A 21,738-nucleotide genomic window follows, 5' to 3' on the forward strand; every position below is an offset into this window, starting at 1 on the left:
ACGAGGAACCGGGAGGCCAGCCGCGGCTCCACGCCTGCCCAACTCGCCGCCCCAGCGCTAGGCTTCCGCCAGGAACATCAGTGGACGGAGTCGACATGAGCGTGCTCGTACTCGGGGCCGGGCCGGTCGGCGCTGGCGTCACACAGTCGTTTCAGCGCAGGGGTCAGGAGGTCACGGTTGGCACCCGCTCCGGAACATCCCTTCCCGGTGCCACGGCCGTCCGGCTCGACGCCTCGGACGCCGAAGCGCTCACCCGCGCTGCCGCCGGGTCCTCCACGATCGTCGTCTGCACGAACCCGCCGTACCATCGCTGGCGTACGGAGTGGCCGCCGATCGTCAATGCGGTGATCCGTGCGGCTTCGGCCACCGACGCGAGGGTGGTGATGTTCGGCAACCTGTACTCGTACGGCAAGGCGCAGATGCCGATGACCGAACGCTCCCCCGAGCATCCAGCCGAGTCGAAAGGCGAAGTGCGACGCGACTTGTGGGCCCGACTCCGTGAGGCCACGGAGAGGGGCGACGTGCAGGCGGTGGAGGTTCGAGCGAGCGACTACTTCGGCCCGGGGGCGACCGCCGACGCGCACCTCGGCACCCGCTTCTTCCAGCCGATCCTCGCGGGCAAACGGTCCTGGGCCATCGGCGACCCGGCTCTGCCGCACAGCTGGGCGTACCTGCCCGACATCGCCGACACGGTGGTCGCTGCCGCGGGATACACCGGCAACTGGGGGCGCATTTGGCACGTTCCCGCGGCATCGGGGTCGAGCCGCACCGCGATCTGCCGCGAGATCAACGAACGGTATGGCGTTCGCGGGTCGGTGTCCGGGCTGCCGTCGGCGCTGCTCCGCGGCGTTGGCGTGTTCAATCCGGTGCTCCGCGAGGTGGCCAAGTCGAGCTACCAGTTCCGGATGCCGTTCCTCTCGGATGCAGCCGAGACCGAGCGCGACCTCGGGGTGAGCGCCACACCGTGGGAGACGGCCCTCGACGCAACGGTCGCCTTCTACCGCGCCTGACCCCCCTCCCTTCCCGCGAGTTGCTACGTTTGCCGGGGTCCGCGGCCACGACGCTACAAACGACTGTTCGTGCCCCTTGCTCCGTCACTAATGGCTGTTCGCGCTCTGGGCTCGGCCATCAATGGCTGAAGTTCGAGCGAGACTTCAGCCATTACCGTCTGAGCAAGCGGATGCCGCTACCGCCGCCGAAGCACCAGTCGACCAAGGAGGCCGACGGCCAGCACGGCCACGCCCACCGCGATCCCGAGCGGGGGCAGGGTGACGACGAGCAGAAGGCATCCGGCCATGCCGAGCACCTGCAGCCATCGCGGAAAGCTGCGCGCAGCATCCTCCTGCCGCAGCGCCGCGAGGTTGGCGATGAAGTAGTACAGCAGCACCCCGAACGACGAGAACGCGATCGCGCCGCGCAGGTCGACGAGGAGAACGACGACGATCACAATCGCCCCGAGCGCGAGCTCCGCGCGATGGGGCACCGAATAACGCGGATGCACCGCCGCAAGCACGCGCGGAAGGTCCCCTTCGCGCGCCATGGCGAGGCTCGTGCGTCCGATGCCGGCGATCAGGGCGAGCAGCGCTCCGAGTGACGCGGATGCGGCGCCGATCTGCACGATGGGCGCCGCCCAGTCCCAGCGCCCGGCGACCACGACATCGACGAGAGGCGCGGCAGACGACGCGAGCTTGTTCGGGCCGAGCGTTGTCAGCGTGACGACCGCGACAACGGCATAGATTACGACGACCGCCCCGAGCGCCACGACGATGGCACGGGGAATGGTGCGTTTCGGGTCCCGGACTTCCTCCCCCATCGTCGCGATACGGGCGTAGCCGGCGAAGGCGAAGAACAGCAGCCCGGCCGACTGCAGGATGCCGTAAACGCCGGCATCGAGAATGTGCGTGACTGCTGAAATCCCGGCGTCCGGAGCCGCTTCCCAGCCTGCGACCCCGCTGGCGACGACAACCGCGAGCACGAGGAGCGACACGACGACGAGGATTCTCGTCAGGAAGGCGGTGCGGGTGACCCCGAAGTAGTTCACGAGCACCAGGCAGGCGACGGCGATCGCGGCGACCGGCTTTCCCCAGCCAGCCGGAGCGGCATACGCGGCGAAGGTGAGCACCATCGCCGCGCAGCTCGCGGTTTTGCCGATGACGAAGCTCCACCCGGCGGCGAATCCCCACCATTCGCCAAGACGTTCGCGGCCGTAAAGATAGGTGCCCCCTGACGACGGGTACTGGGCGGCGAGCTGCGCCGATGCCGTCGCGTTGCAGTAGGCGATGATTGCGGCGACGACGAGGCCTACGAGCAGGCCCCAGCCAGCAGCCGCTGCGGCGGGGGCGAAGGCGGCGAAGACGCCGGCCCCGATCATGGAGCCGAGGCCGATGAAGATGGCGTCGCCGAGCCCGAGGCGCCGGGAGAGTCGAGGTTGTTGCGTCACGGCCATCACTCAACCACATCGGGGTAAACGACGCGTGTTCCGCGAATTGCCGGGTTTGGGGGGGTTGGCCCGCGGCAAACCACCCCAAACCCAACAACTCGCAAGGGTATTACACCGGCAGCTCGTCGAGCGCGTCGTCCTCGGTGCCGTCCGAGACGCCACGGGAGAGCGTCTCGCCCCGGAAGAACGCCGGGCGACGGATCGCCTGGATGATCATGATCACGATGCCAGACAGGATGACCACCATGCCGAGGATGAAGACGAGTCCAACCCCGCCGACGTTCGATCCGCTGCCGTAGTCCGGGTTCATGCTGTCGATGATCGTGGTGAAGAACAGCACGGCGAGGATGAGTCCTCCGATGAGGGGGAACAGCAGCTGGAAGAAGAAGTTCCGTGCCGAGGCGAGGAACTGCTTCCGGAAGTACCAGACCACGGCGAACGCCGTGATGCCGTAGTAGAAGCAGATCATCATGCCAAGCGCCGTGATCGTGTCCCAGAGCACGTCTTCGGAGACGAACCGCATGATGGCGTAGAACGCGGATGCCACGACGGCCGACACGATCGTTGCGTAGCCGGGGGTGAGGAAGCGCGGGCTGACCGTCGCGAACTTCGGCGGCAGCGCCCCGTAGTGGCCCATGGCGAGCAGCGTCCGGGCGGGAGAGACGAACGTGGACTGCAGTGAAGCGGCCGAGCTCGACAACACCGCGATCGAGACGAGGATGGCGAGCGGTCCGAGGACGGGTCCGGCGAGGGCGAAGAACACGTTGCCCTGAATGTCTTCATTGCCCAGTCCGAACTCACCGGTTCCGATGCCCGCGAAGCTGATCGACGCCGTCGCGATGAGCAGGTACAGCACGACGATGATGATCACGGTGAGGGTGGCCGCGCGACCCGGCGTCGAACGCGAACCCTTGGTTTCCTCATTCATCGTCAGCGTGACATCCCAGCCCCAGAAGATGAAGATCGACAAGGAAAGGCCGGCGGCGAACGCACTGAACGACTCAACCGCGAACGGGTTGAACCACTCCAGGGTGACCGGTGTCGCGTCGAAGGCGGTTCCGTTGGCGACGTGGATGAACGCAACGACACCGAACAGCACGAGAACGAGCAGCTGGAAGCCGACAAGCACGTACTGCACCTTCTGGGTGGTCTGCATGTCGCGGTAAGAGATCGCCGTCGCGCCGAGCACGAACGCCAGGCAGGTGATGACGTTGATGAACGGGTTGAGCGCGAGATCTGCGAGTCCTTCGTTGTTGAAGATCTGCGCGAGCATCAGATAGAAGAAATCCACGGCGATGCCGGCGAGGTTCGACAGCACGAGGATGGTGGCGGCGATCAACCCCCAGCCGGCCATCCAGCCGATCCACGGCCCGAACGCCCGGGTGGCCCAGGTGAACGACGTTCCGCTGTCGGGCATGGCCCGGTTGAGTTCGCGATAGCCGAACGCGACCAGGAGCATCGGGATGAACCCGACGAGGATGATGGCGGGGACCTGCAGACCCACTTCTGACACGGTCGGCCCGAGCGCCGCCGTCATCGTGTAAGCGGGGGCGATGCACGAGATGCCGATAACGATGGCACCGATCAGGCCGACCGAGCCGGCGCTCAGCCCCTTCTTGGAGAGCCCGGTGGTGGGCTTCGTTGTTGTCATGGGGTCAATCCTCAATAGTCAGAACGGAGTCGCGGGGAACCACGACCATGGGGACGGGCAGTTCGCGCAGCATCTTTGCCGCCGTACTGCCCAGGAAGATGTGGCGGGGTTTTGCCAGACGGCTGGAACCGACGAAAACGAGCTCTTCCGCCTCCCAGTCGACCTGCGCAACGGCCTCCTCTATGCGGTTGCCGGATGCCGTCAGCACGCTAACGTCGATATCCTGCGGCAGATGCTCAGCCGCGTAGGCGAGCACCTGCTCGGCATGCGTTGCCGCACGTTCGGCGACCTCCGGCGGGGTGGTCATGTCATCCATATCGAGGGTGACGAGGGAGATCAGGCGCAGCGGAACGTGCGCAGCGCGGGCGACCAGCACGGCGGCGTCCAGCAGTTCGCCCGCACCGGCCCTGGTTCCGAGGGCGCAGGTGACCCGCGAGACCTCGTTCAGCCCGACGGTCGATCCGGAACCTTCGGGCGCGAGGGCAACCGGAACGACAGCCGAGTGCAGAAGCGCGCTCGCCACGCTGCCTACTGTGGCGCGGCCGAGCAGCCCGCCCCGAGCTGCTCCGACGATGATCATTGAACCCTCAAGGTCGCGGCTGACATCGAGGAGGCCGCGCGCGAAGGATTCGGCGTAGACGATGTGCCCCTCGGATGCGACGTCCCTCGGCACGACGGCGGCGGCATCCCTCAACCAACCCTGCGCGGTTTCGTGGAGGAAGCGCTCATAGCCCGCATCCGATGGAACGAGTGTGGGTCGTGCTTCACTGCGAAGCACGGTCACGATCTCGAGTTGGGCGCCCATGGACCGGGCAAGCCGCACGCCGAGCGCGAGGGCGTCGGCGCCGGCGGGGGTATCGGTGTAGCCCACGATGTAACGCATCTGGCTCATCGCTCCTTCGCGATTTCGGGTGGTGCAGGGAACAGCGGGTCAGGGTGGGGCGTTGTCAGGCGGAGTGCTTCGAGACGATGGCCGCAGCGGTCTCGCGGCCGACGCGGATAGCCCCGTCGACGTGCTGGTAGCCCTCGGCGGCCAGGTCGCTGCACGACCAGTGGATCGGACCGACCGGCGTGCGCAGGTCGGCGCCGTACCGGGACAGCCCGCCCATGTCGAAGCTCGCCGCGTAAGCGCCTCGGGTCCATTCCTCGGCTGCCCAGTCGCTCTCGTAATAGACGACGGGATCGAGGGCCTGCTCACCGAAGTAGTGCGACAGCGAGATCAGGATGGCCTGTTTGCGTTCCTCAGCGGTGAGGCCGAACATCGCGTCGGCCTTGCGGTCGGAAACGAAACCGACGAGGGTGCCGCGAGGGTCCGCGTGGTTGGTGTTGTCGTAAGCCTCGTGGACGATCTCGTACGGGCTGAACGAGGTGCCAGACAGCCCGGCATCACGCCAGAACGGCGTCGCGTAAACAGCGTGCACCTTGATGACGAAACCGAGGGACAGGTGCTGGTGCATCTGCTGCTGGCGGCGAGGAAGCGGCGGCTGAAAGTCGATCCGCGAGTACAGGTTCGGCGGAACGGCGACGATCGCGTGGCGGGCCCGCACCGTCATACCATCCGCGATGGCGGTGACGCCGAACTCGTTCCAGTCGAGCCGGCGCACCGGCTGGCTGAGGAACACGTCGCCACCGAGTTTCTCGGCGAGCAGCAACGGAACCTGCTGCAGTCCACCGATCACCCGCTTGTCGAGGATGAAGTCGGCGTCGACGAGGTGAGAGAAGCTACCGGCGGATGCCGCCATCAGGATCGCCTGCAGCGCGGAGAACGAGTGCGCCGGCTTGGTGATCATGGCTTCGGCGACGAAGAGTGCGATGTTGTCGCGTGCTTCAACGTCGTCGGTCTGGCTCTCGAGCCACTCGAGCCAGGTCACCGAGTCGAGCTCCTCCGCCATCGGGTGCGCCCACGGTTCGCGGGCGCCGATGTCGGCGACGAGGGCGTCGAGCACGTTGATGAGGCGTTCCATCTCGCGCTGCGTCGAAGCCTCCACGGGGAACAGTTCCCCGGTGAACCTGGTCAGTTCACCGACCGCGTTGATGTAAACACTGTCGCCCTCGCGGTACCTCGGATAGGTTTCGAGCCCGAGGTCGGCGAGCGTCTCGATCAGCGCATCCTGGTCGGGGGATACCCACTGGCCGCCGATCTCGAGGGTGGCGCCGTCGATCTGGTTCGTCCATAGCCGCCCGCCCACCCGGTCGCGCGCTTCCAGGACGGCGACGCTGAGCCCGGCCTCGCGCAGTTTCGTGGCCGCGGTGAGCCCGGATGCCCCGGCGCCCACGATGACGACGTCGCGTTGCAGGTCGTTCATGGGGTTCTCCGTGTCTCTCACAGGGCACTCATCACGTGCTTGATTCGGGTGTAATCCTCAAGCCCGTACGACGAGAGGTCCTTGCCGTACCCCGACATCTTGAACCCGCCGTGCGGCATCTCGGCGGCAAGCAGGATGTGGGTGTTGATCCAGACGGCGCCGAAGTCGAGATCACGCGACACCCGCAGCGCCGTGCCGTGGTCGCTCGTCCAGACGCTCGACGCCAGGGCGTACGGCACGTCGTTCGCCATTTCGATCGCCTGCTCTTCGGTTGAGAAGGTCTGAACCGTCAGCACAGGGCCGAAGGTCTCCTCCTGAACGCACGCGTCGATCTGGTTGACCCCGGTGATGACTGTGGGCGCGTAGTAGAAGCCCTTGTCGCCGACCCGGTGGCCGCCGGTGACGACCTTCGCGTGGGCGGGCAGGCTCTCGATCACCGTCGACACCTTCTCGAAGTGCGAGGCGTTGTTGAGCGGCCCGTAGTACGCGTCGGGGTCTTCGGCGTCGCCTGTCTTCGTGGCTTCGGCGGCTTTGACGAGTTCAGCGACGAATTCGTCGTGGATCGACTCGTGGACGAGTACCCGGGTCACCGCAGTGCAGTCCTGGCCGGCGTTGAAGTACCCGGCCCCTGCGACACCCTCAGCGGTCGCGGCGATGTCCGCGTCGGCGAAGACGATCGCCGGCGCCTTTCCGCCGAGTTCGAGGTGCGCCCGGTGCAGGTTCTTCGCCGCGGATGCCGCGACCGCCATGCCCGCCCGGACCGACCCGGTGATCGACACCAGGCCTGGGACGGGATGCTCAGTCATCAGCTGGCCGGTTGACGCGTTCCCGAGGATCACGTTGAGCACGCCGTCCGGCAGGATGCCCTGGGTCAGGCGGGCGAGGACGAGGGTGGACTCCGGCGTCGTGTCGCTCGGTTTGAGCACAACCGTGTTGCCGGCCGCGAGCGCGGGAGCGATCTTCCAGATCGCCATCATGAGCGGGTAGTTCCACGGGGTGACCTGGGCGACGACCCCGATCGGTTCGCGGCGAATCCAGGAGGTGTGCCCTTCGAGGTACTCCCCCGCGCTCTTACCCTCGAGCACCCGCGCGGCCCCGGCGAAGAACCGCAGGTGATCGGCGCCGGTGATCACCTCTTCGACGCGGATCGCCTCGCGGGGCTGCCCGGTGTTGCGGTGCTGCGCTTCGACGAGCTCGTCTGCGTTCGCCTCCATGGCATCCGCGATCTGCAGCAGCATGCCCTGGCGCTGGCTCGGTGTCGTGCGTTTCCACGTGGTGAAGGCTGTCCGTGCCGCACCGAACGCCGCATCGACGTCGACATCGGTGGAGACGGGTGAAACGGTGACGACATCGCCCGTCGCCGGGCTGACCACGTCGATCGTCTCGGAGCCGGCGGCGTCGACGAACGAGCCGTTGATGTAGTTCTGGAGTGACGTCATTGTTCTGTCTTCCATCCTCGTGCTGCGGCGCTGGCCTTAGCTGGCCGGAGTCATGGTGTACTTCGTCGACAGGTATTCGTGGATTCCCTCGAGCCCGCCTTCCCGGCCGATGCCGGACTGCTTGACCCCGCCGAACGGGGCGGCGGCGTTGGAGATGACGCCAACGTTGAGCCCCATCATGCCGGTCTGCAGTTTGTCGATCATCCGCTGACCACGGGCGAGGTCTTGCGTGAAGACGTAGCTGACGAGGCCGTACTCGGTGTCGTTGGCGAGCCGGACGGCATCCGCTTCGTCGGTGAACGGGACGATCGCGAGGACCGGTCCGAAGATCTCCTCACGGAGGATTTTGGATCCCTGCTGCACATCGGTGATCACGGTCGGCTCGTAGAACGTTCCTTCGCGGTCGACGGCCTTGCCGCCAGTGAGGAGTGTCGCGCCCTTGGCGACGGCGTCCTCGACGAGTTCGCTGGCTTTCTTCACGGCGCGGTCGTCGATGAGCGGACCGATGGTGACGCCCTCCTCGGTACCGCGACCGAGCGTGAAGCCCTTGACCCGGTCGGTGACCCGGCGGGCGAATTCGTCGGCGATCGACGCGTGAACGATGAACCGGTTAGCCGCGGTGCAGGCCTGGCCGATGTTACGGAACTTGGCGGCGAGCGCCCCGTCGACGGCCGCATCCAGGTCGGCGTCGTCGAAGACGACGAATGGGGCGTTGCCACCCAGCTCCATCGAGGTGCGGAGGACGTTCTTCGCCGACTGCTGGATCAGTTTCTGGCCGACCGGGGTGGAGCCGGTGAAGCTCAGCTTGCGCAGCCGGGGGTCGTCGAGCAGCGGTTCGGTGACGGCGCCGGACGACGAGGTGGTGAGCACGTTGACGACACCGGCGGGGACACCCGCTTCTTCGAGCAGTTTCGCGAAGTACAGGGTGGTCAGCGGCGTGAGCGAGGCCGGCTTGATGATGACCGTGCAGCCAGCGGCGAGCGCCGGCGCGATCTTGCGGGTCGCCATGGCGAGCGGGAAGTTCCATGGGGTGATGAGGTAGCACGGTCCGACCGGGTGCTGTGACACGATCATGCGCCCGGTGCCCTCGGGGTTGGTGCCGTACCGGCCGGTGATGCGCACCGCTTCTTCGCTGAACCAGCGCAGGAACTCGCCGCCGTACGTTACTTCACCGTTTGACTCGGCGAGGGGCTTGCCCATCTCCAGTGTCATCAGCAGGGCGAATTCGTCGCGTCGCTCCTGCATGAGGTCGAAAGCCTTGCGAAGGATGTTCGACCGGGTGCGCGGAGCGGTTGCCGCCCATTCGTCCTGCACGGCGACGGCCGCGTCGAGTGCCGCTGTGGCGTCGGCGGCTGAGGCGTCAGCGATCGACGCGAGCACATCGCCCGTCGACGGGTCGAACACATCGATGGTTTTCTCGGTCTGGCGCCATTCGCCGCCGATGAAGAGACCGGTAGGGACCTTCGCGAGCAGTTCTGCCTCTGCGGTTGTGGGGAGGTCGGTCTGGGTGGTCATGCGTTCTCCAATGTGTTGAGGACGATATCGATGCCCTCGGTGAGCAGTTCAACAGGAATCGAGAGGGGCGGCAGGAAACGAATGACGTTACCGTACGTTCCGCAGGTGAGGACGATGACCCCTTCGGCGTGGCAGGCCTTCGCGACGCGGCCGGTCAACGCGGCATCCGGTTCGTTCGTCTCGGGGTCGACGAACTCGACGGCGATCATGGCGCCCCGGCCGCGGATGTCGCCGATCCGCGGGTCGGCGGCCTGGGCTGCGGTGAACCGTTCGAAGAGCGTGCTGCCGATGCGGCGGGCGGCGGCGGCGAGGTCCTCATCGACGTAGGTTTCGATGGCGGCGAGTGCGGCCGCGCAGGCCAGCGGGTTGCCGCCGTAGGTTCCACCGAGGCCGCCGGCGTGGGTGGCGTCGAGGATCTCTGCCCGGCCGGTGATCGCCGACAGCGGCAGCCCACCGGCGATACCTTTGGCTGTCACGATGATGTCGGGCACGATGCCTTCGTGTTCGCTGGCGAACATGTCGCCGGTGCGAGCGAAGCCGGTCTGCACCTCGTCGGCGATGAAGACGACGCCGTTCGCTCGAGCCCACTCCACAAGTGCCGGAAGGAAGCCGTCGGCGGGGACGATGAATCCGCCCTCACCCTGGATCGGTTCGACGATGATGGCGGCGAGGTTCGATGCCCCGATCTGCTTCTCGATCATCGAGATGGCGCGCTTTGCGGCCTCCGGTCCGCTCAGGCCGTCGCGGAACGGGTACGACATCGGGGCGCGGTAGATCTCGGAGGCGAACGGCCCGAAACCGCTCTTGTACGGCATCGACTTGGCTGTGAGTGCCATGGTCAGGTTGGTGCGGCCGTGGTAGGCGTGGTCGAAGGCGACGACGGCCTGCTTGCCGGTGTAGCTGCGGGCGACCTTGACGGCGTTCTCGACGGCTTCGGCGCCAGAGTTGAAGAGCGCGCTGCGTTTCTCGTGGTCCCCTGGGGTGAGCTCGTTGAGCTTCTCGGCCACCTCGACGTAGGAGTCGTACGGCGTGATCATGAAGCAGGTGTGGGTGAAAGCGGCGACTTGCGCCTGCACGGCGTCGACCACGCGAGGCGCACTGTTTCCGACGCCGGTCACGGCGATGCCTGAGCCGAGGTCGATGAACGAGTTGTCGTCCACGTCAACGACGACTCCACCGCCCGCCGCCTGCGCGAACACGGGCATGGTGGTTCCGACAGCGGACGCCACGGCGCTGTTCTTGCGGGCCATCAGCGCTTGCGAGCGCGGCCCGGGAATTGCGGTCACGATCCGGCGCTCTTGTGCGAGTGCCGGGCCGCCGATTGCGGTCGTGGTGAGGGTCATCGTCGTCGTTCTCCTTCGAAGTGCCTGGTGTCAGACTAGGAGGTCGGCCGGGCCGCGGAAACTGCCGGAGTGGCCACCGCGATCGCCGCCTTCCGCCAATCTGGCAAATCGCGTACGTTGGGCAGATGCACCCTTCTCTTCGCCGGCTTCTCGACATGCGCGAGCTCGACCTCAGCCTGCTGGCCGGAGGCACCCCGGACCGGCTGGCGGCCCCAATCTCCTGGATCCACAGCTCCGACCTGGCCGACCCGACGCCGTTTCTCGATGCCGGTCAAATGGTGTTGACCACCGGGACACAGTTCGACCGGGAGTCAACGAGCCAGACCGATTACGATCGTTACGTCGAACGGCTCGCGTCGCATGGGATCGTCGGGATCGGCTTCGGCACTGAGGTGGTGCAGGGCACGCCACCCGAGCTTGTGACGGCGTGCGAACGGCTTGGCCTGCCTCTATTCGAGGTGCCGTATCGAGTGCCGTTCATTGCCGTGATCCGGGCGGCGGCGGACCTCCTGGCCGAGGCCGCGCATGCGAGGGACACATGGGCGCTCAACGCTCAGCGAGCGATCTCGTTCGCAGCGCTTAAACCGGACGCCACGGCGGCGATCCTCAAGGAACTCTCCCGCCAGATGCGCCGATTCGTCGCGCTTGTCGACGCACGCGGAACGTTCGCGCTCGCTTTCGACGAAGCATCCGCAATGCCTGCGCTTGCGACGGAGCCCGCCCACCAGCGGATCCTGCATGAGGCGGAGCGGCTGATCGGGCGCAGCCAGCGGTCGAGTTCGACGATGAGCGATGAGTCCGGGCAGGTGAACCTGCAGACTCTCGGCCGGCGCGACGCGTTGCGTGGGGTGCTGGTGATCGCGGGGATGACACCCCTCGATGGCGCCGACCAGACCGTCGTCACGAGCGTCGTCGCCCTGACCGGGCTTGCTCTTGAGCAGAACCGGGAGTTGAGCCGGGCGCGCGGCCTTTTACGCAGCGGTTTGCTGCAGTCGCTGCTCGAGGGCAACATTGCGCTCGTGCGGCGGATCGTGCGTCAGATGGGCGGGGAACTGCCCGCGGAGCCGATCCGCTTTGTGGCGTTCGACCCACCGGCGCTTGCCCGTGATGCGCTATTGAACGACCTCGAGGCGCGAGACGTAGCCGGCAACGTGTTCTTCGCGGCGAGCGAGGGCCGGGTTCTCGTCGGCGTGTCCGAGGAGGACGCCCGCGCCGTCGCCGAGGGACTGGCCCGCATGGCTGGGGTGGCTGCTGGCATGTCGGAGCCTGCGCTCTGGAGTGAGACGGGGACGGCGACGAAACAGGCCGTGCAGGCTCTCGAGCGGGCTCTCGCAAGCGACGCTGAGGCATCCGTCGTCGTCTTCTCGGACGTGGCCGAGCGAGGACTCGCCGCCCTCCTCCCCCATGCGGATGCCGTCGAGATCGCTCGCGCGCTGCTCAGACCGGTGCGCGATCACGACGCGGAGAACGGCACCGACCTCATCGGAGACGTCAAGGTTTGGCTGGAGCACCATGGGCAGTGGGATCCGGCCGCGCGGGCGCTCGGCATCCACCGTCACACGCTGAAGAACCGGGTTGCGCTCGTCGAGAAGCTCATCGGCCGACCCCTTGCGACGGTGGACGCGCGCACGAATCTGTGGCTCGCGCTGCGGGTCGAGTAGTAGCGCCCCTTCTCGGGCAGGAATGGCTGAGTTTCACGGAAGAGTCCAGCCATAAGCGACTGAGCCCGATCGCTCCAGCTATAGCCATACAAGCGCCGCGCGCCGAGCCGAGCCGAGCCGAGCAGCGGATGCTACGCGTGCGGGCGAAACGGAGGCTGCTGCTGCGCAGGCGGCTGGCCCGCGCCCGGAGCGGACGGCTGGCCAAAGCCCTGGGGATGGCTCGGCGGCGCGCCATACCCCTGCGGAGCACCGTAGCCCTGAGAGTGCGCGGCATACGATCGCGCCGCGTGCTGCTTCGGCGGCAGCATTCGCGCGATGAGCACTCCGAGCGCGAAGAAGGCTCCGTAGTGCAACCCAGTCGAAATCGACCCGAGGATGCCGGAGCTCACGATCATCTGGAACAGGTACTGGCCACCGGAGATGACCGCCCAGATGAAGTTGAGCACGAGCAACGCGGCCGTACCGATCGCTGCGGCGGACGCCAGCTTCTTGAGCAGGTCGACGCCCGAGACGGCCCGCGCCAGCGGTGCGACATACAGCGCACTCGCGCCGGCACCCACAACGAAGACGACAGCGATGAAGACGCTCCAGATCAGTGAAAGCAGCAGCTCGCCGCGGAACGCGAAGATCGAGCTCCCGAGAATCGACAGGAGATTGGAGACGATCGCGATGCTCACCACGAGAGTTCCACCGAACAGAATCTGCCGTGTCACCGCCGTGTCGAGCGGCGGACGCTGCTGGGGGTACCCGGCAGGAGCACCCTGCTGCGTGGGCGGGCCGTAAGGATTCTGCGGGTTAGCTGGGTTGGCCATTCCCCCACCTTATCGGCCACGTCCCACCGATCCGTGGCCTAGTTGACCGGGGCTTCTGCGCGTGAAATGGCGATCATCTCGTCGCGCGGAACAACCTTGACCCTGGCCCGGCCGTGGGGCTCTCCCAGCGCGATCTCGTGCTGGTCGAGGTTGTGCCAGCCTTCGAGGTCGGTGTACTTGACACCGCGAGAGTCGAGAAGGTCGATCACCGCCTGCTCGGACGGGGCTTCCGGGTTCCACCAGCTGCCTTCACCGTTGATGACGTGCCTGATCGTCTCCATGGCATCCGATTTGGTGTGCCCGATCAGACCGACCGGGCCGCGCTTGATCCACCCGGTTGCGTAAACCCCCGGCACGACGTCGTTGCTGCCCTTGTGGAGGGCGACACCCTCGCGGTTCGGAATGACACCGTGCCTCTTGTCGAAGGGGATGCCGTCGAGCGGCGACCCGAAATAGCCGACAGCCCGGTAGATCGCCTGGATGGGAACCTCACGGATCTCGCCGGTTCCGACCACGCCGCCCTCGGCATCCGGTCGGGTCCGCTCGTAACGGAAAGCGGCGACGTGGCCGTTGTCATCTCCGACGACCTCGAGGGGCCGCGCGTAGAAGTGCAGGTGCAGTCGGCGCGACGCGTTGCCGACGGGGCGCTCGCGCCACTTCTGCAGGACCTTGTCGATGACCATGACCTGCTTGTTGCTGGCGATGGCGGTCTTCGACGCTTCGTCGTACTCGAAGTCCTCGTCATAGAGGATCATGTCGACGTCGTTCAACTCGCCGAGCTCGCGCAATTCGAGCGGCGTGAACTTCACCTGGGCGGGCCCGCGGCGCCCGAACACGTGCACATCGGTCACCGGCGATGCCTTGAGCCCCTCGTAAACGTTTTGGGGTATTTCGGTGGAGAGCAGGTCTTCGGCCGGCTTTGCGAGCATGCGCGACACGTCGAGGGCGACGTTGCCATTTCCGATCACCGCAACCGAGGTGGCGGTGAGCGGCCATTCCCGCGGCACGTCGGGGTGCCCGTCGAACCAGCTCACGAAGTCTGCGGCCCCGTAGGAACCCTCGAGGTCGATGCCCGGGATGTTCAGGTCCGCGTCGCGCACCGCTCCGGTTGCGAAGATGACGGCGTGATAGTGCCGCTTGAGGTCGTCGAGCGTGATGTCCTTGCCGAAGTCGACGTTGCCGAAGACGCGGATGTCACCGCGGTCGAGCACCTCACGGAGCGCGTTGATGATGCCTTTGATGCGCGGGTGGTCAGGCGCGACTCCATAACGGACGAGACCGTACGGCGCCGGGAGGCGGTCGAACAGGTCGATCGACACGTCGAACTTGCGTTCTGCTTTGAGGAGGATGTCCGCCGCATAGATTCCTGCGGGGCCGGCGCCGACAATCGCGACTCTCAATTTGGTCATCTGCGTCTGGTTCCTTTACTTGCTGCGGTCGACGATCGTCTCCGCGAATCGTGTCAGTGCCTGCTTCACGGGTCCGTCAGGCAAAGGGTCGAGCGCCGCAACTGCTTCGTGCGCCCATCGGTGTGCCTCGGTGAGGGTGCGGGTGGTCACCGGATGCTGGCGGAGTTCCGTGATCGCGGCGGTGAAGTCAGCGGATGCCGCACCTTCGGTCCCCGCTGCAGCTTCCGCTTCGATGCGGGCCAGGAGGGCTGCTGCGTCCTGGTCGGTCTCGGCGAGGACGCGGAGGTGGATCAGCGGGAGGGTGGCGACACCGGCGCGGAGATCGGTGCCGGGGACCTTGCCGGTCTCTTCAGGCTGGGGTGACAGGTCGATGACGTCGTCGATGAGCTGGAAGGCGACACCGATCTTCTCGCCGTATTCGATGACCGCGGGCTCGAACGCTTCGTCGGCGCCGGAGAAGATGACACCGGCCTGTGCGGCCGCGGCGATAAGCGACCCGGTCTTGTCCGCGAGCACCTGCAGGTAGTGCGCTTCGGCGTCCTCGCCGTCCTGCGGACCGACCGTTTCGTGCAGCTGGCCGAGGACCAGCCGCTCGAAGGTGTTCGCCTGGAGACGAATAGCGCGTTCGCCGAGACCGGCCATCAGCTGGCTGGCCCTGGCGAACAGAAGGTCGCCGGTCAGGATTGCGGCGGAGTTGCCGAAGACGGCATGGGCGCTCGGTACACCGCGCCTTCGGTCGGCGTCGTCCATGACATCGTCGTGGTAGAGCGAACCCAGGTGGGTGATCTCGATGGCCTCGGCTGCGGTGATCACGTCGACGGTGTTTCCAGCGCCGAGCTGCGCGGTGAGCAGGATCAGCATCGGGCGGACCCGCTTGCCCCCGGCTTCGAGCAGGTAGCGGGTGGATGTGTCGGCGACGGTGTCGGCGAAGATCAGTTCCGTATCCAGACCGATCTCGATCTGCTCAAGACCCGCGTCGACGGCGGCGAGGAGCTGCCTGGTTTTCGGGGAGGCGAAAATGCGGTCGGTCTGGCCCAGGTGGCTGGAGAGGCTCGTGGCACGCCGCATGGCACTCGGATTCACGTGGTCTAGCCTACCCGTGCCGGAGCTGGCAAGTACTTCTCCTCGATCCCCCACGGCGAACCGTAGCCGCGCGGGGCATCCGCTGCCAGCAAGTCGAGGAACGGACGAGCGTCGAAGGCCTCCGGGCCAAGGACGCCGAACCCACCCCAAACGCCGGTCGCAAGCAGCTCGAGCGCGATCACCGGGTTGATGGCGGTCTGCCACACGACGGCCTGCGACCCGTACTCGGCCATCGACTGTTCGTTATCGACGACGTGGTACAGGTACGAGGAACGCGGACGACCGTCCTTCCCGGTGCCACGCACCCACACACCGGCGCAGGTCTTGCCGTGCATCCGGTCACCGAGGGTGGCCGGGTCAGGAAGGGCGGCGGCGACCACGTCGCGCGGCGACACCTGCACACCCTTGACCGTCAGAGGCTCGGTCTTATCGAGCCCGAGGGTGTGCAGCACTTTGAGCACATTGATGAACTCGTCGCCCAGCCCGTACTTGAAGGTGACTCGTTTCGCTTTCGTCCAGCGCGGCATCAGCAGCACTTCCTCGTGCTCAACGTTCACGCATTCGACCGGCCCGATGCCTTCGGGGAAGTCGAACACCTCGGGTTCACTGAACGGCGGGGTCGTGAACCAGCCTCGCTCCTTTTCGAAGATGATCGGCGGGTTCAGGCACTCCTCGATCGTCGTCCAGATCGAGAATGACGGGGCGAAATCGTACCCGTCGACGGTGAGGTTGGCGCCGTCGCGGACGCCGAGCTCGTCGATCTCAGAGAACAGTTCGTCTTCGGCGTAGCGCGCGAAAACGTCGGAGAGTCCGGGTTCCACGCCGATGCCCACGAGCGCGAGCCGACCGGCATCCGCCCACATGGACGCCTGGGCGAACTGCTCGTCACCGAGTTTCACGCCGGGGAGTTCGTACGGTTTCTCAGGATGCGGATGCGACAGGCTCATGGCCATGTCGAGGTAGACGGCGCCTCCGGCGAAGCAGCCGTCGAAGATCGGCATAACGAAGCGGGGGTCGACGGCGTTGAGCACATGGGTGATCTGGTGTTCGCGGATGAGGGCGGCGACCGCGTCGGCACTGGATGCATCGACCTGCGCAGCAGCCAGGCGCTCGTCGCCGATGTCGGTGACGAGCGCCTGGGGCCTCACCGGGTCGTAGTCGGCGAGAACGAGTTTCTCGAAGAAGTCGCGGCGGACGGCGATCCGGGCCGCGGCGGATCCGACGCCCCCGGTGCCGACGATCAGGATGCGCACGCCCTGCGGTTCCATCAGCTCAGTCCGCCGTCGATGGAACGGCCGTAGGCCTCCGGCGTGTCAGGGACGAGGACGGCGGTGTCGCGGTTGAGGCTCTCGCCGCGGAAGAACGGCTTCGACCCGGGGAACATCCACCAGATGGTCATCAGGACGACCCCGAGGGCGAGCGCACCGACCCCGACGACGAAGGTGCCGCCGATTCCGAGGAGCACGGTGTAGCCATAGTCGACGTCGTACATGTCGATGCAGGACTGGATGAACGCGTACCCGAGCATGACCGCGCCGAGCAGCGGGAAGAAGCCTTTGAAGAAGAAGTCCCTAGCCGAAGTGAACAGGTCCTTGCGGAAGTACCAGACGCAGGCGAAACCGGTGATGCCGTAGTAGAAGGCGATCGCCAGGCCGAGCGAGAGAATCGAGTCGGCGAGGATGTTCTCGGAAATGATCGTCATTCCGACGTAGTAGACGATCGCGACGATGCCCATCACCAAGGTCGAGAACGAGGGTGTGTGGTAGCGGGGGTGCACCGTCGCGAACCGCCGCGGAAGCGCCTTGTACGCGGCCATCGCGAGGGTTCCGCGCGCGGTGGGAAGGATGGTGGTCTGGGTTGACGACACGGCAGAGACGAGCACCGCGACGACGAGAACCCATGCCCATGGCCCGAGGATCACATCCTTCAGGGCAAGGAACACGTCGTCGGCGTTGCCTTCGTTTCCGAGGCCGGTGCCCTCCTCACCGAGCCCGGCGTACGACATGGCGGCGACGGCGACGCTCACGTATGTGACGAGGAGGGTGACGGTGGTCACCAGCGCGGCGCGGCCCGGAATGCGCTTGGGATCCTTCGTCTCCTCGTTGAGCGCCAGGCAGGTGTCCCAACCCCAGTAGATGAAGAGGGCGAGCAGCACCGCCTCGATGAAGCCGGAGTAGTCGGCGAACGCGAACGGGTTGAACCAGTCGAGCGAGACCGGCGTGGCGTTCGGGGCTGTGCCGTTGGCCACGTGGACGAAGGCGACGATGACGAAGAGGGCGAGGGCCAGGTACTGAATGGCGAGGAGGATGTTCTGCATCCGCTCGCCGAATTCGACGCCGCGGTAGCTCACCCAGGTCATCAGGGCGATGAAGACAACCCCGGTCGCGGTGACGAGGACGTCGTTCTCGGCGAGTGATCCGTCGCCGATGAGCAACCAGAGGTACTGCCCTCCGATTTGGGCCAGGTTCGCCAGCACGACCATGCCGGCAACGGCAACACCCCAGCCGCCCATCCAGCCGACCACGGGGCCGAACGCTTTGGTTCCCCACGTGAAGGTGGTGCCGCAGTCGGGCACGGCGCGGTTGAGTTCCCGGTACGCGAACGCGATGAAGAGCATCGGGATGAAGGCCACGATGAACGCGATCGGTGCTTGCGCGCCGACGGCGAGGACAACGAACCCGAGGGTTGCGACGAGCGAGTAGACCGGCGCGGTCGAGGCCAGCCCGATCACCACCGAGCCCCACAGGCCGAGCGTGCCGGCCGCGAGGCCCTTGCCTTCGCCGCCGGGGGTGGCCGGACGCGTAGCATCCGTCGACTGCCTTGTCATGAGCGAAAGTTACTGCCGCGCCGTTTCGGATGTCAATGCCCTTGAATCGAGGGGTTTCGCCGTCATTGACGGATACCGCCAACCAGCGGATTATGGAACCCCTTGGGGGAGGGCGCGGACAGGAAGCGGGAATGCACATGATGCTGAGAGGGCTGGCTACCGTCAGTTTCTTCGCGGACGACATCGATGCGGCACGGGAGTGGTATTCGAAGCTGCTCGGCATTCAGCCGTACTTCGTGCGGCCCGAGTCGGGCCCGGCGGCCTACATCGAATACCGGATCGGCGACTACGAGCATGAGCTGGGCATCATCGACCGGCGCTTCTCCCCGCATCCTTCGGCAACCGAACCGGGCGGCGCTGTGGTGTTCTGGCACGTGTCCGACGTCGAAGACACCGTGGCGAAACTTCTCGCGCTCGGGGCGACGGAGCACGAAGCGATCACTCCCCGGGATGCTGGATTCGTGACGGCATCGGTCGTCGATCCCTTCGGGAACATCCTCGGCGTCATGCATAATCCGCACTACCAGGAGATCCTCGAACTCCGCAGCGGTTCCATGCTGGGTGAGTGATGGCGGCGCTCGAGCAGCAAATTCTCCGTTTCGACGGGCCTGACGCTTTCCGGGAATGGATAGAGGAGAACCAGAATTCGTCGCCAGGGATCTGGCTCGTGATGGCGAAGAAGGGCTCAGGACAGACCACCGTGACCTATGCGGAAGCGCTCGACGTGGCGCTCGCCTACGGCTGGATCGACGGGCAGGCCCGTCGGGTCGACGAGGCCACCTACGTGCAGCGGTTCACGCCGCGTCGGGCCCGGAGCCCGTGGTCGTTGCGGAATGTGCGCACCGCCGAGGAGATGATCGCCGACGGGCGGATGAATCCGCGCGGGCTGGCGGAGGTGGAGAGGGCCCGTGCCGACGGCCGATGGGAACGCGCCTATTCCGGTCCGAAGACTGCAGAACCCCACCCGGATTTCCTTGCTGCGCTCTCCGCCAACCCGGCGGCCCACTCGTTCTTCGAGACGCTGAACAGCCAGAACCGGTACGCGATCTACTATCGGATCCAGGATGCCAAACGGCCGGAGACGCGGGCCCGGCGGATCGAGACGTTCGTCGACCGCCTGGCGCGGGGCGAGAAGTTCTACGAGTGAGCGGAGCGGAACAGCGCAGCGAGATACCAGAATCGGTCGTCGGCCGGGCAGGATCGAGCCCGTCGGGAACGCTTTTCGGTATCTCGCGCGACGAACTCGTCGTCCGGCTGCTGGCCGGAGGATGCGTCTTCGCCGACGAGGAGGTGGCGCTGCTCGGCGAGACCGCGGCATCCCGTGTAGAACTCGACGCCTTCGTCACCCGGCGCCTCGCCGGTGATCCGCTCGAGTACATCGTCGGGCCTCGCGCCGGTCGTCGAGCATTCCACCGATGTCGACGCGAGTGTTGTGACGGGGACGCGTCGCTGATCGCGGGATGCCTTCGCAACGGCCTCCTCACACGCTCCGGAGGCGGTCACCCGGTGCGCCGAGTGCGTCCGTCCGGCGTGAGTGAAGCCACCACGGCAACTGTTCAGCGCCTCCAGTGCGTCGGCCGGGTCACCGACGCCGGCAGCACCGTTGCGTCGTCGCCCCGTGCAGCGTTGACCTGGAACTGGGTGAGGAAGAGCGCGTCTTCAAGGTTGGCACCGCCGAGCTCCGCATCGCGGAAGTCGGCGCCGAGGACGTCGGCGTTCGAGAGATCGGTCGAACGGAGATCGGCGGCGATCAGCCAGGTGCCTCGAAGGTTGGCCCCGCGGAGGTCCTGCCCCGCCAGTTGTGCGCCCATGAAATCGGAGCCTGGCTGGACCTGCCGGACTTCGGGTGACGTCCTGGTTGCCGCCCGGACGAGCTCACTGGCCTGGCGAAGCAGCGCAGACACGGCGTCCCGGTGCGCATCGAGGTCGAGTGAACGGATGTCGTCGGCGGGTGCGGCAGCGAGCGCCTCGGTCCCCCGGTAGGCACGGTCGAGGTCGCCCTTGATGGGCGCCGTCTCGGGCCGGTTGGAAGCATCCGCGAGGTACCACAGCATCTCCTGAAGTTGACGGACGAGGGGGAACACCGCGAATATCGACTGCCGGATGTCGGGGTCGTCGCGCCAGCTGACACCACCGAATGTGTGCTGGGTCACCTTCTGCCCGGCGCCGAAGCAATCGAAAACCGTGCAGCCCTTGAACCCGCGCTCGCGCAGCTCGGGGTGGATGACGCAGCGGTAGTCATCGTCGAGGTTGACGCACGGCTCGCCGGCATCTTTGGTGAAGGCGAAGTCGGCAGACCGCTCAAAGGCAAGTGCGACGCAGCAGAGCCCGACGCAGCGGGAGCAGTCCGCGCGCAGGTCCCCCCCTGCTGTCGACCGGGGTCAACGGAATGAGATCCATCGCGCGCCTCCTTGCCCTGCTTTCAGTCTGCGGCACCGTCGCGTTGCTGGTCACCCGGCCCGCCGCCGAGTGGCGAGGATGCGTGCAGCAGCCCACCATCGACCGGCAGGACGTGTCCGGTGATCCACGCGGCGTCGGAGGATGCCAGGAAGGCGACGGCTGCTGCGATGTCCGCCGGCTCTCCGACCCGGCCGAGGGGATAGAACGGTCGGAGCCGGTCGGCCCCTCCGGGTTGCGGGTCCCACACCCGGGTACGGGTGGTCGCCGGCTCGACGGTGTTCACCCGGATCCCGTCAGGTGCAAGAGACGCGGCGAGGTTTCTCATCAGTGCCGAGAGGCCTGCTTTCGCCGTGGAATAGGGTTCACTGCCGAAGGCGATCTGTGCGTTGACGGACCCGACGGTGACGATGGCTGGATCATGCGTACTCGCCTTCAGGTGAGCCACGGCCGCGCGACAGCACCGCATGGCCCCGAGAAGATTGAGGTTCAGCATCTCTTCCCAGGTCGTATCGTCCGTGTCCTCGAAGCTCGGATGCCCGACATCGCCACCGGCGACGTTGACCAGGACGTCCAGGCGTCCGAAATGCAAGACGGATTCGGATACCGCGTTGTTGACGGATTCTGTGCTGGTCACGTCAAGCTGAAGCGGCAGGTGTGTCTCCGGCCGCGGGAGTTCGCCGGCCACGCTCCGCGCGGCATCCCCGTCGAGGTCGGCGACGACGACACGGGCTCCTTCTTGTGCCAGCCGGATTGCGCACGCCCGGCCGATCCCGTTGCCCGCCCCTGTGACCAGGACGACTCGGTCCTCCATGCGGGATGACACAAACTCCAGCGTCTTCATCGCGCCATCGT

At 66.4% G+C, this 21,738-nt stretch carries 19 protein-coding genes; 4 read left to right on the forward strand and 15 right to left on the reverse strand.

Features of this window, described 5'->3' with window-relative positions:
- Window positions 1–95 precede the first annotated feature (95 nt).
- Complete coding sequence (locus tag BM197_RS01495) at window positions 96–1,010, forward strand: NAD-dependent epimerase/dehydratase family protein (protein WP_143094957.1); 915 nt, start codon at window positions 96–98, stop codon at window positions 1,008–1,010.
- A 176-nt stretch (window positions 1,011–1,186) separates the two neighbouring features.
- On the opposite strand, the gene BM197_RS01500 is transcribed toward BM197_RS01495, so the two are convergent.
- The 7 genes from BM197_RS01500 to gabT form a co-directional block, all read right to left on the reverse strand.
- Window positions 1,187–2,440: an APC family permease gene (locus tag BM197_RS01500; RefSeq protein WP_177216674.1), complete on the reverse strand. Its 1,254-nt coding sequence runs from the start codon at window positions 2,438–2,440 to the stop codon at window positions 1,187–1,189.
- Between the two features lie 109 nt (window positions 2,441–2,549).
- Window positions 2,550–4,091 carry an APC family permease gene (locus BM197_RS01505; RefSeq protein ID WP_090708185.1) on the reverse strand — a complete coding sequence of 514 codons (1,542 nt, stop codon included), beginning with the start codon at window positions 4,089–4,091 and terminating at the stop codon, window positions 2,550–2,552.
- A gap of 4 nt (window positions 4,092–4,095) precedes the next feature.
- Window positions 4,096–4,983, reverse strand: coding sequence for a universal stress protein (locus tag BM197_RS01510; protein ID WP_245762331.1), 888 nt, complete (start codon window positions 4,981–4,983; stop codon window positions 4,096–4,098).
- A 55-nt stretch (window positions 4,984–5,038) separates the two neighbouring features.
- Entirely contained in the window at window positions 5,039–6,397 is a 1,359-nt protein-coding gene (locus tag BM197_RS01515) for a flavin monoamine oxidase family protein (RefSeq protein WP_090708186.1), read from the reverse strand.
- Window positions 6,398–6,414: 17 nt separating this feature from the next.
- Window positions 6,415–7,836, reverse strand: coding sequence for a gamma-aminobutyraldehyde dehydrogenase (locus tag BM197_RS01520; protein ID WP_090708197.1), 1,422 nt, complete (start codon window positions 7,834–7,836; stop codon window positions 6,415–6,417).
- Between the two features lie 36 nt (window positions 7,837–7,872).
- Complete coding sequence (locus BM197_RS01525) at window positions 7,873–9,351, reverse strand: NAD-dependent succinate-semialdehyde dehydrogenase (protein WP_090708199.1); 1,479 nt, start codon at window positions 9,349–9,351, stop codon at window positions 7,873–7,875.
- Window positions 9,348–10,694 (reverse strand): 4-aminobutyrate--2-oxoglutarate transaminase, encoded by a 1,347-nt coding sequence (gene gabT / locus BM197_RS01530; protein WP_090708200.1) that lies wholly within the window; start codon window positions 10,692–10,694, stop codon window positions 9,348–9,350. The genes BM197_RS01525 and gabT overlap by 4 nt, the downstream gene beginning before the upstream one ends.
- A gap of 125 nt (window positions 10,695–10,819) precedes the next feature.
- On the opposite strand from gabT, the gene BM197_RS01535 reads away from it, so the two are divergent.
- Window positions 10,820–12,355, forward strand: a complete 1,536-nt coding sequence (locus BM197_RS01535; RefSeq protein ID WP_090708201.1) for a PucR family transcriptional regulator — start codon at window positions 10,820–10,822, stop codon at window positions 12,353–12,355.
- Window positions 12,356–12,486: 131 nt separating this feature from the next.
- Here the strand turns inward: BM197_RS01535 and BM197_RS01540 are convergent, their stop codons facing one another.
- Genes BM197_RS01540 through BM197_RS01560 form a run of 5 tightly spaced genes read right to left on the reverse strand, consistent with a single transcriptional unit; the run spans window position 12,487 to window position 18,486 of the window.
- Entirely contained in the window at window positions 12,487–13,167 is a 681-nt protein-coding gene (locus tag BM197_RS01540; protein WP_090708202.1) for a hypothetical protein, read from the reverse strand.
- Window positions 13,168–13,205: 38 nt separating this feature from the next.
- A complete protein-coding gene (locus BM197_RS01545) occupies window positions 13,206–14,576 on the reverse strand; it encodes an FAD-dependent oxidoreductase (protein ID WP_090708204.1) in 1,371 nt (456 codons plus the stop codon).
- A gap of 15 nt (window positions 14,577–14,591) precedes the next feature.
- Complete coding sequence (locus BM197_RS01550; protein WP_425435661.1) at window positions 14,592–15,659, reverse strand: polyprenyl synthetase family protein; 1,068 nt, start codon at window positions 15,657–15,659, stop codon at window positions 14,592–14,594.
- A 5-nt stretch (window positions 15,660–15,664) separates the two neighbouring features.
- Window positions 15,665–16,912: a saccharopine dehydrogenase family protein gene (locus BM197_RS01555; protein ID WP_090708922.1), complete on the reverse strand. Its 1,248-nt coding sequence runs from the start codon at window positions 16,910–16,912 to the stop codon at window positions 15,665–15,667.
- A gap of 14 nt (window positions 16,913–16,926) precedes the next feature.
- A complete protein-coding gene (locus tag BM197_RS01560; protein WP_090708208.1) occupies window positions 16,927–18,486 on the reverse strand; it encodes an APC family permease in 1,560 nt (519 codons plus the stop codon).
- A gap of 131 nt (window positions 18,487–18,617) precedes the next feature.
- Here BM197_RS01560 and BM197_RS01565 point away from each other — a divergent pair, with 131 nt between their 5' ends.
- Window positions 18,618–19,055, forward strand: a complete 438-nt coding sequence (locus BM197_RS01565) for a VOC family protein (protein WP_342714538.1) — start codon at window positions 18,618–18,620, stop codon at window positions 19,053–19,055.
- Window positions 19,055–19,633: a YdeI/OmpD-associated family protein gene (locus BM197_RS01570; protein WP_090708210.1), complete on the forward strand. Its 579-nt coding sequence runs from the start codon at window positions 19,055–19,057 to the stop codon at window positions 19,631–19,633. The genes BM197_RS01565 and BM197_RS01570 overlap by 1 nt, the downstream gene beginning before the upstream one ends.
- Here BM197_RS01570 and BM197_RS01575 read toward each other — a convergent pair.
- The 3 genes from BM197_RS01575 to BM197_RS01585 all read right to left on the reverse strand — a co-directional run bounded on the left by BM197_RS01575 (window position 19,624) and on the right by BM197_RS01585 (window position 21,727).
- Window positions 19,624–19,989, reverse strand: coding sequence for a hypothetical protein (locus BM197_RS01575; RefSeq protein ID WP_090708211.1), 366 nt, complete (start codon window positions 19,987–19,989; stop codon window positions 19,624–19,626). The two genes, BM197_RS01570 and BM197_RS01575, sit on opposite strands and share 10 nt — an antisense overlap.
- Window positions 19,990–20,042: 53 nt before the next feature.
- Window positions 20,043–20,639: a pentapeptide repeat-containing protein gene (locus tag BM197_RS01580; RefSeq protein WP_342714539.1), complete on the reverse strand. Its 597-nt coding sequence runs from the start codon at window positions 20,637–20,639 to the stop codon at window positions 20,043–20,045.
- A 269-nt stretch (window positions 20,640–20,908) separates the two neighbouring features.
- Complete coding sequence (locus tag BM197_RS01585; RefSeq protein WP_090708213.1) at window positions 20,909–21,727, reverse strand: SDR family NAD(P)-dependent oxidoreductase; 819 nt, start codon at window positions 21,725–21,727, stop codon at window positions 20,909–20,911.
- Window positions 21,728–21,738: the final 11 nt, after the last annotated feature.

Source organism: Mycetocola miduiensis, from assembly GCF_900115155.1.
GTDB classification, from domain to species: Bacteria; Actinomycetota; Actinomycetes; order Actinomycetales; family Microbacteriaceae; genus Mycetocola_A; species Mycetocola_A miduiensis.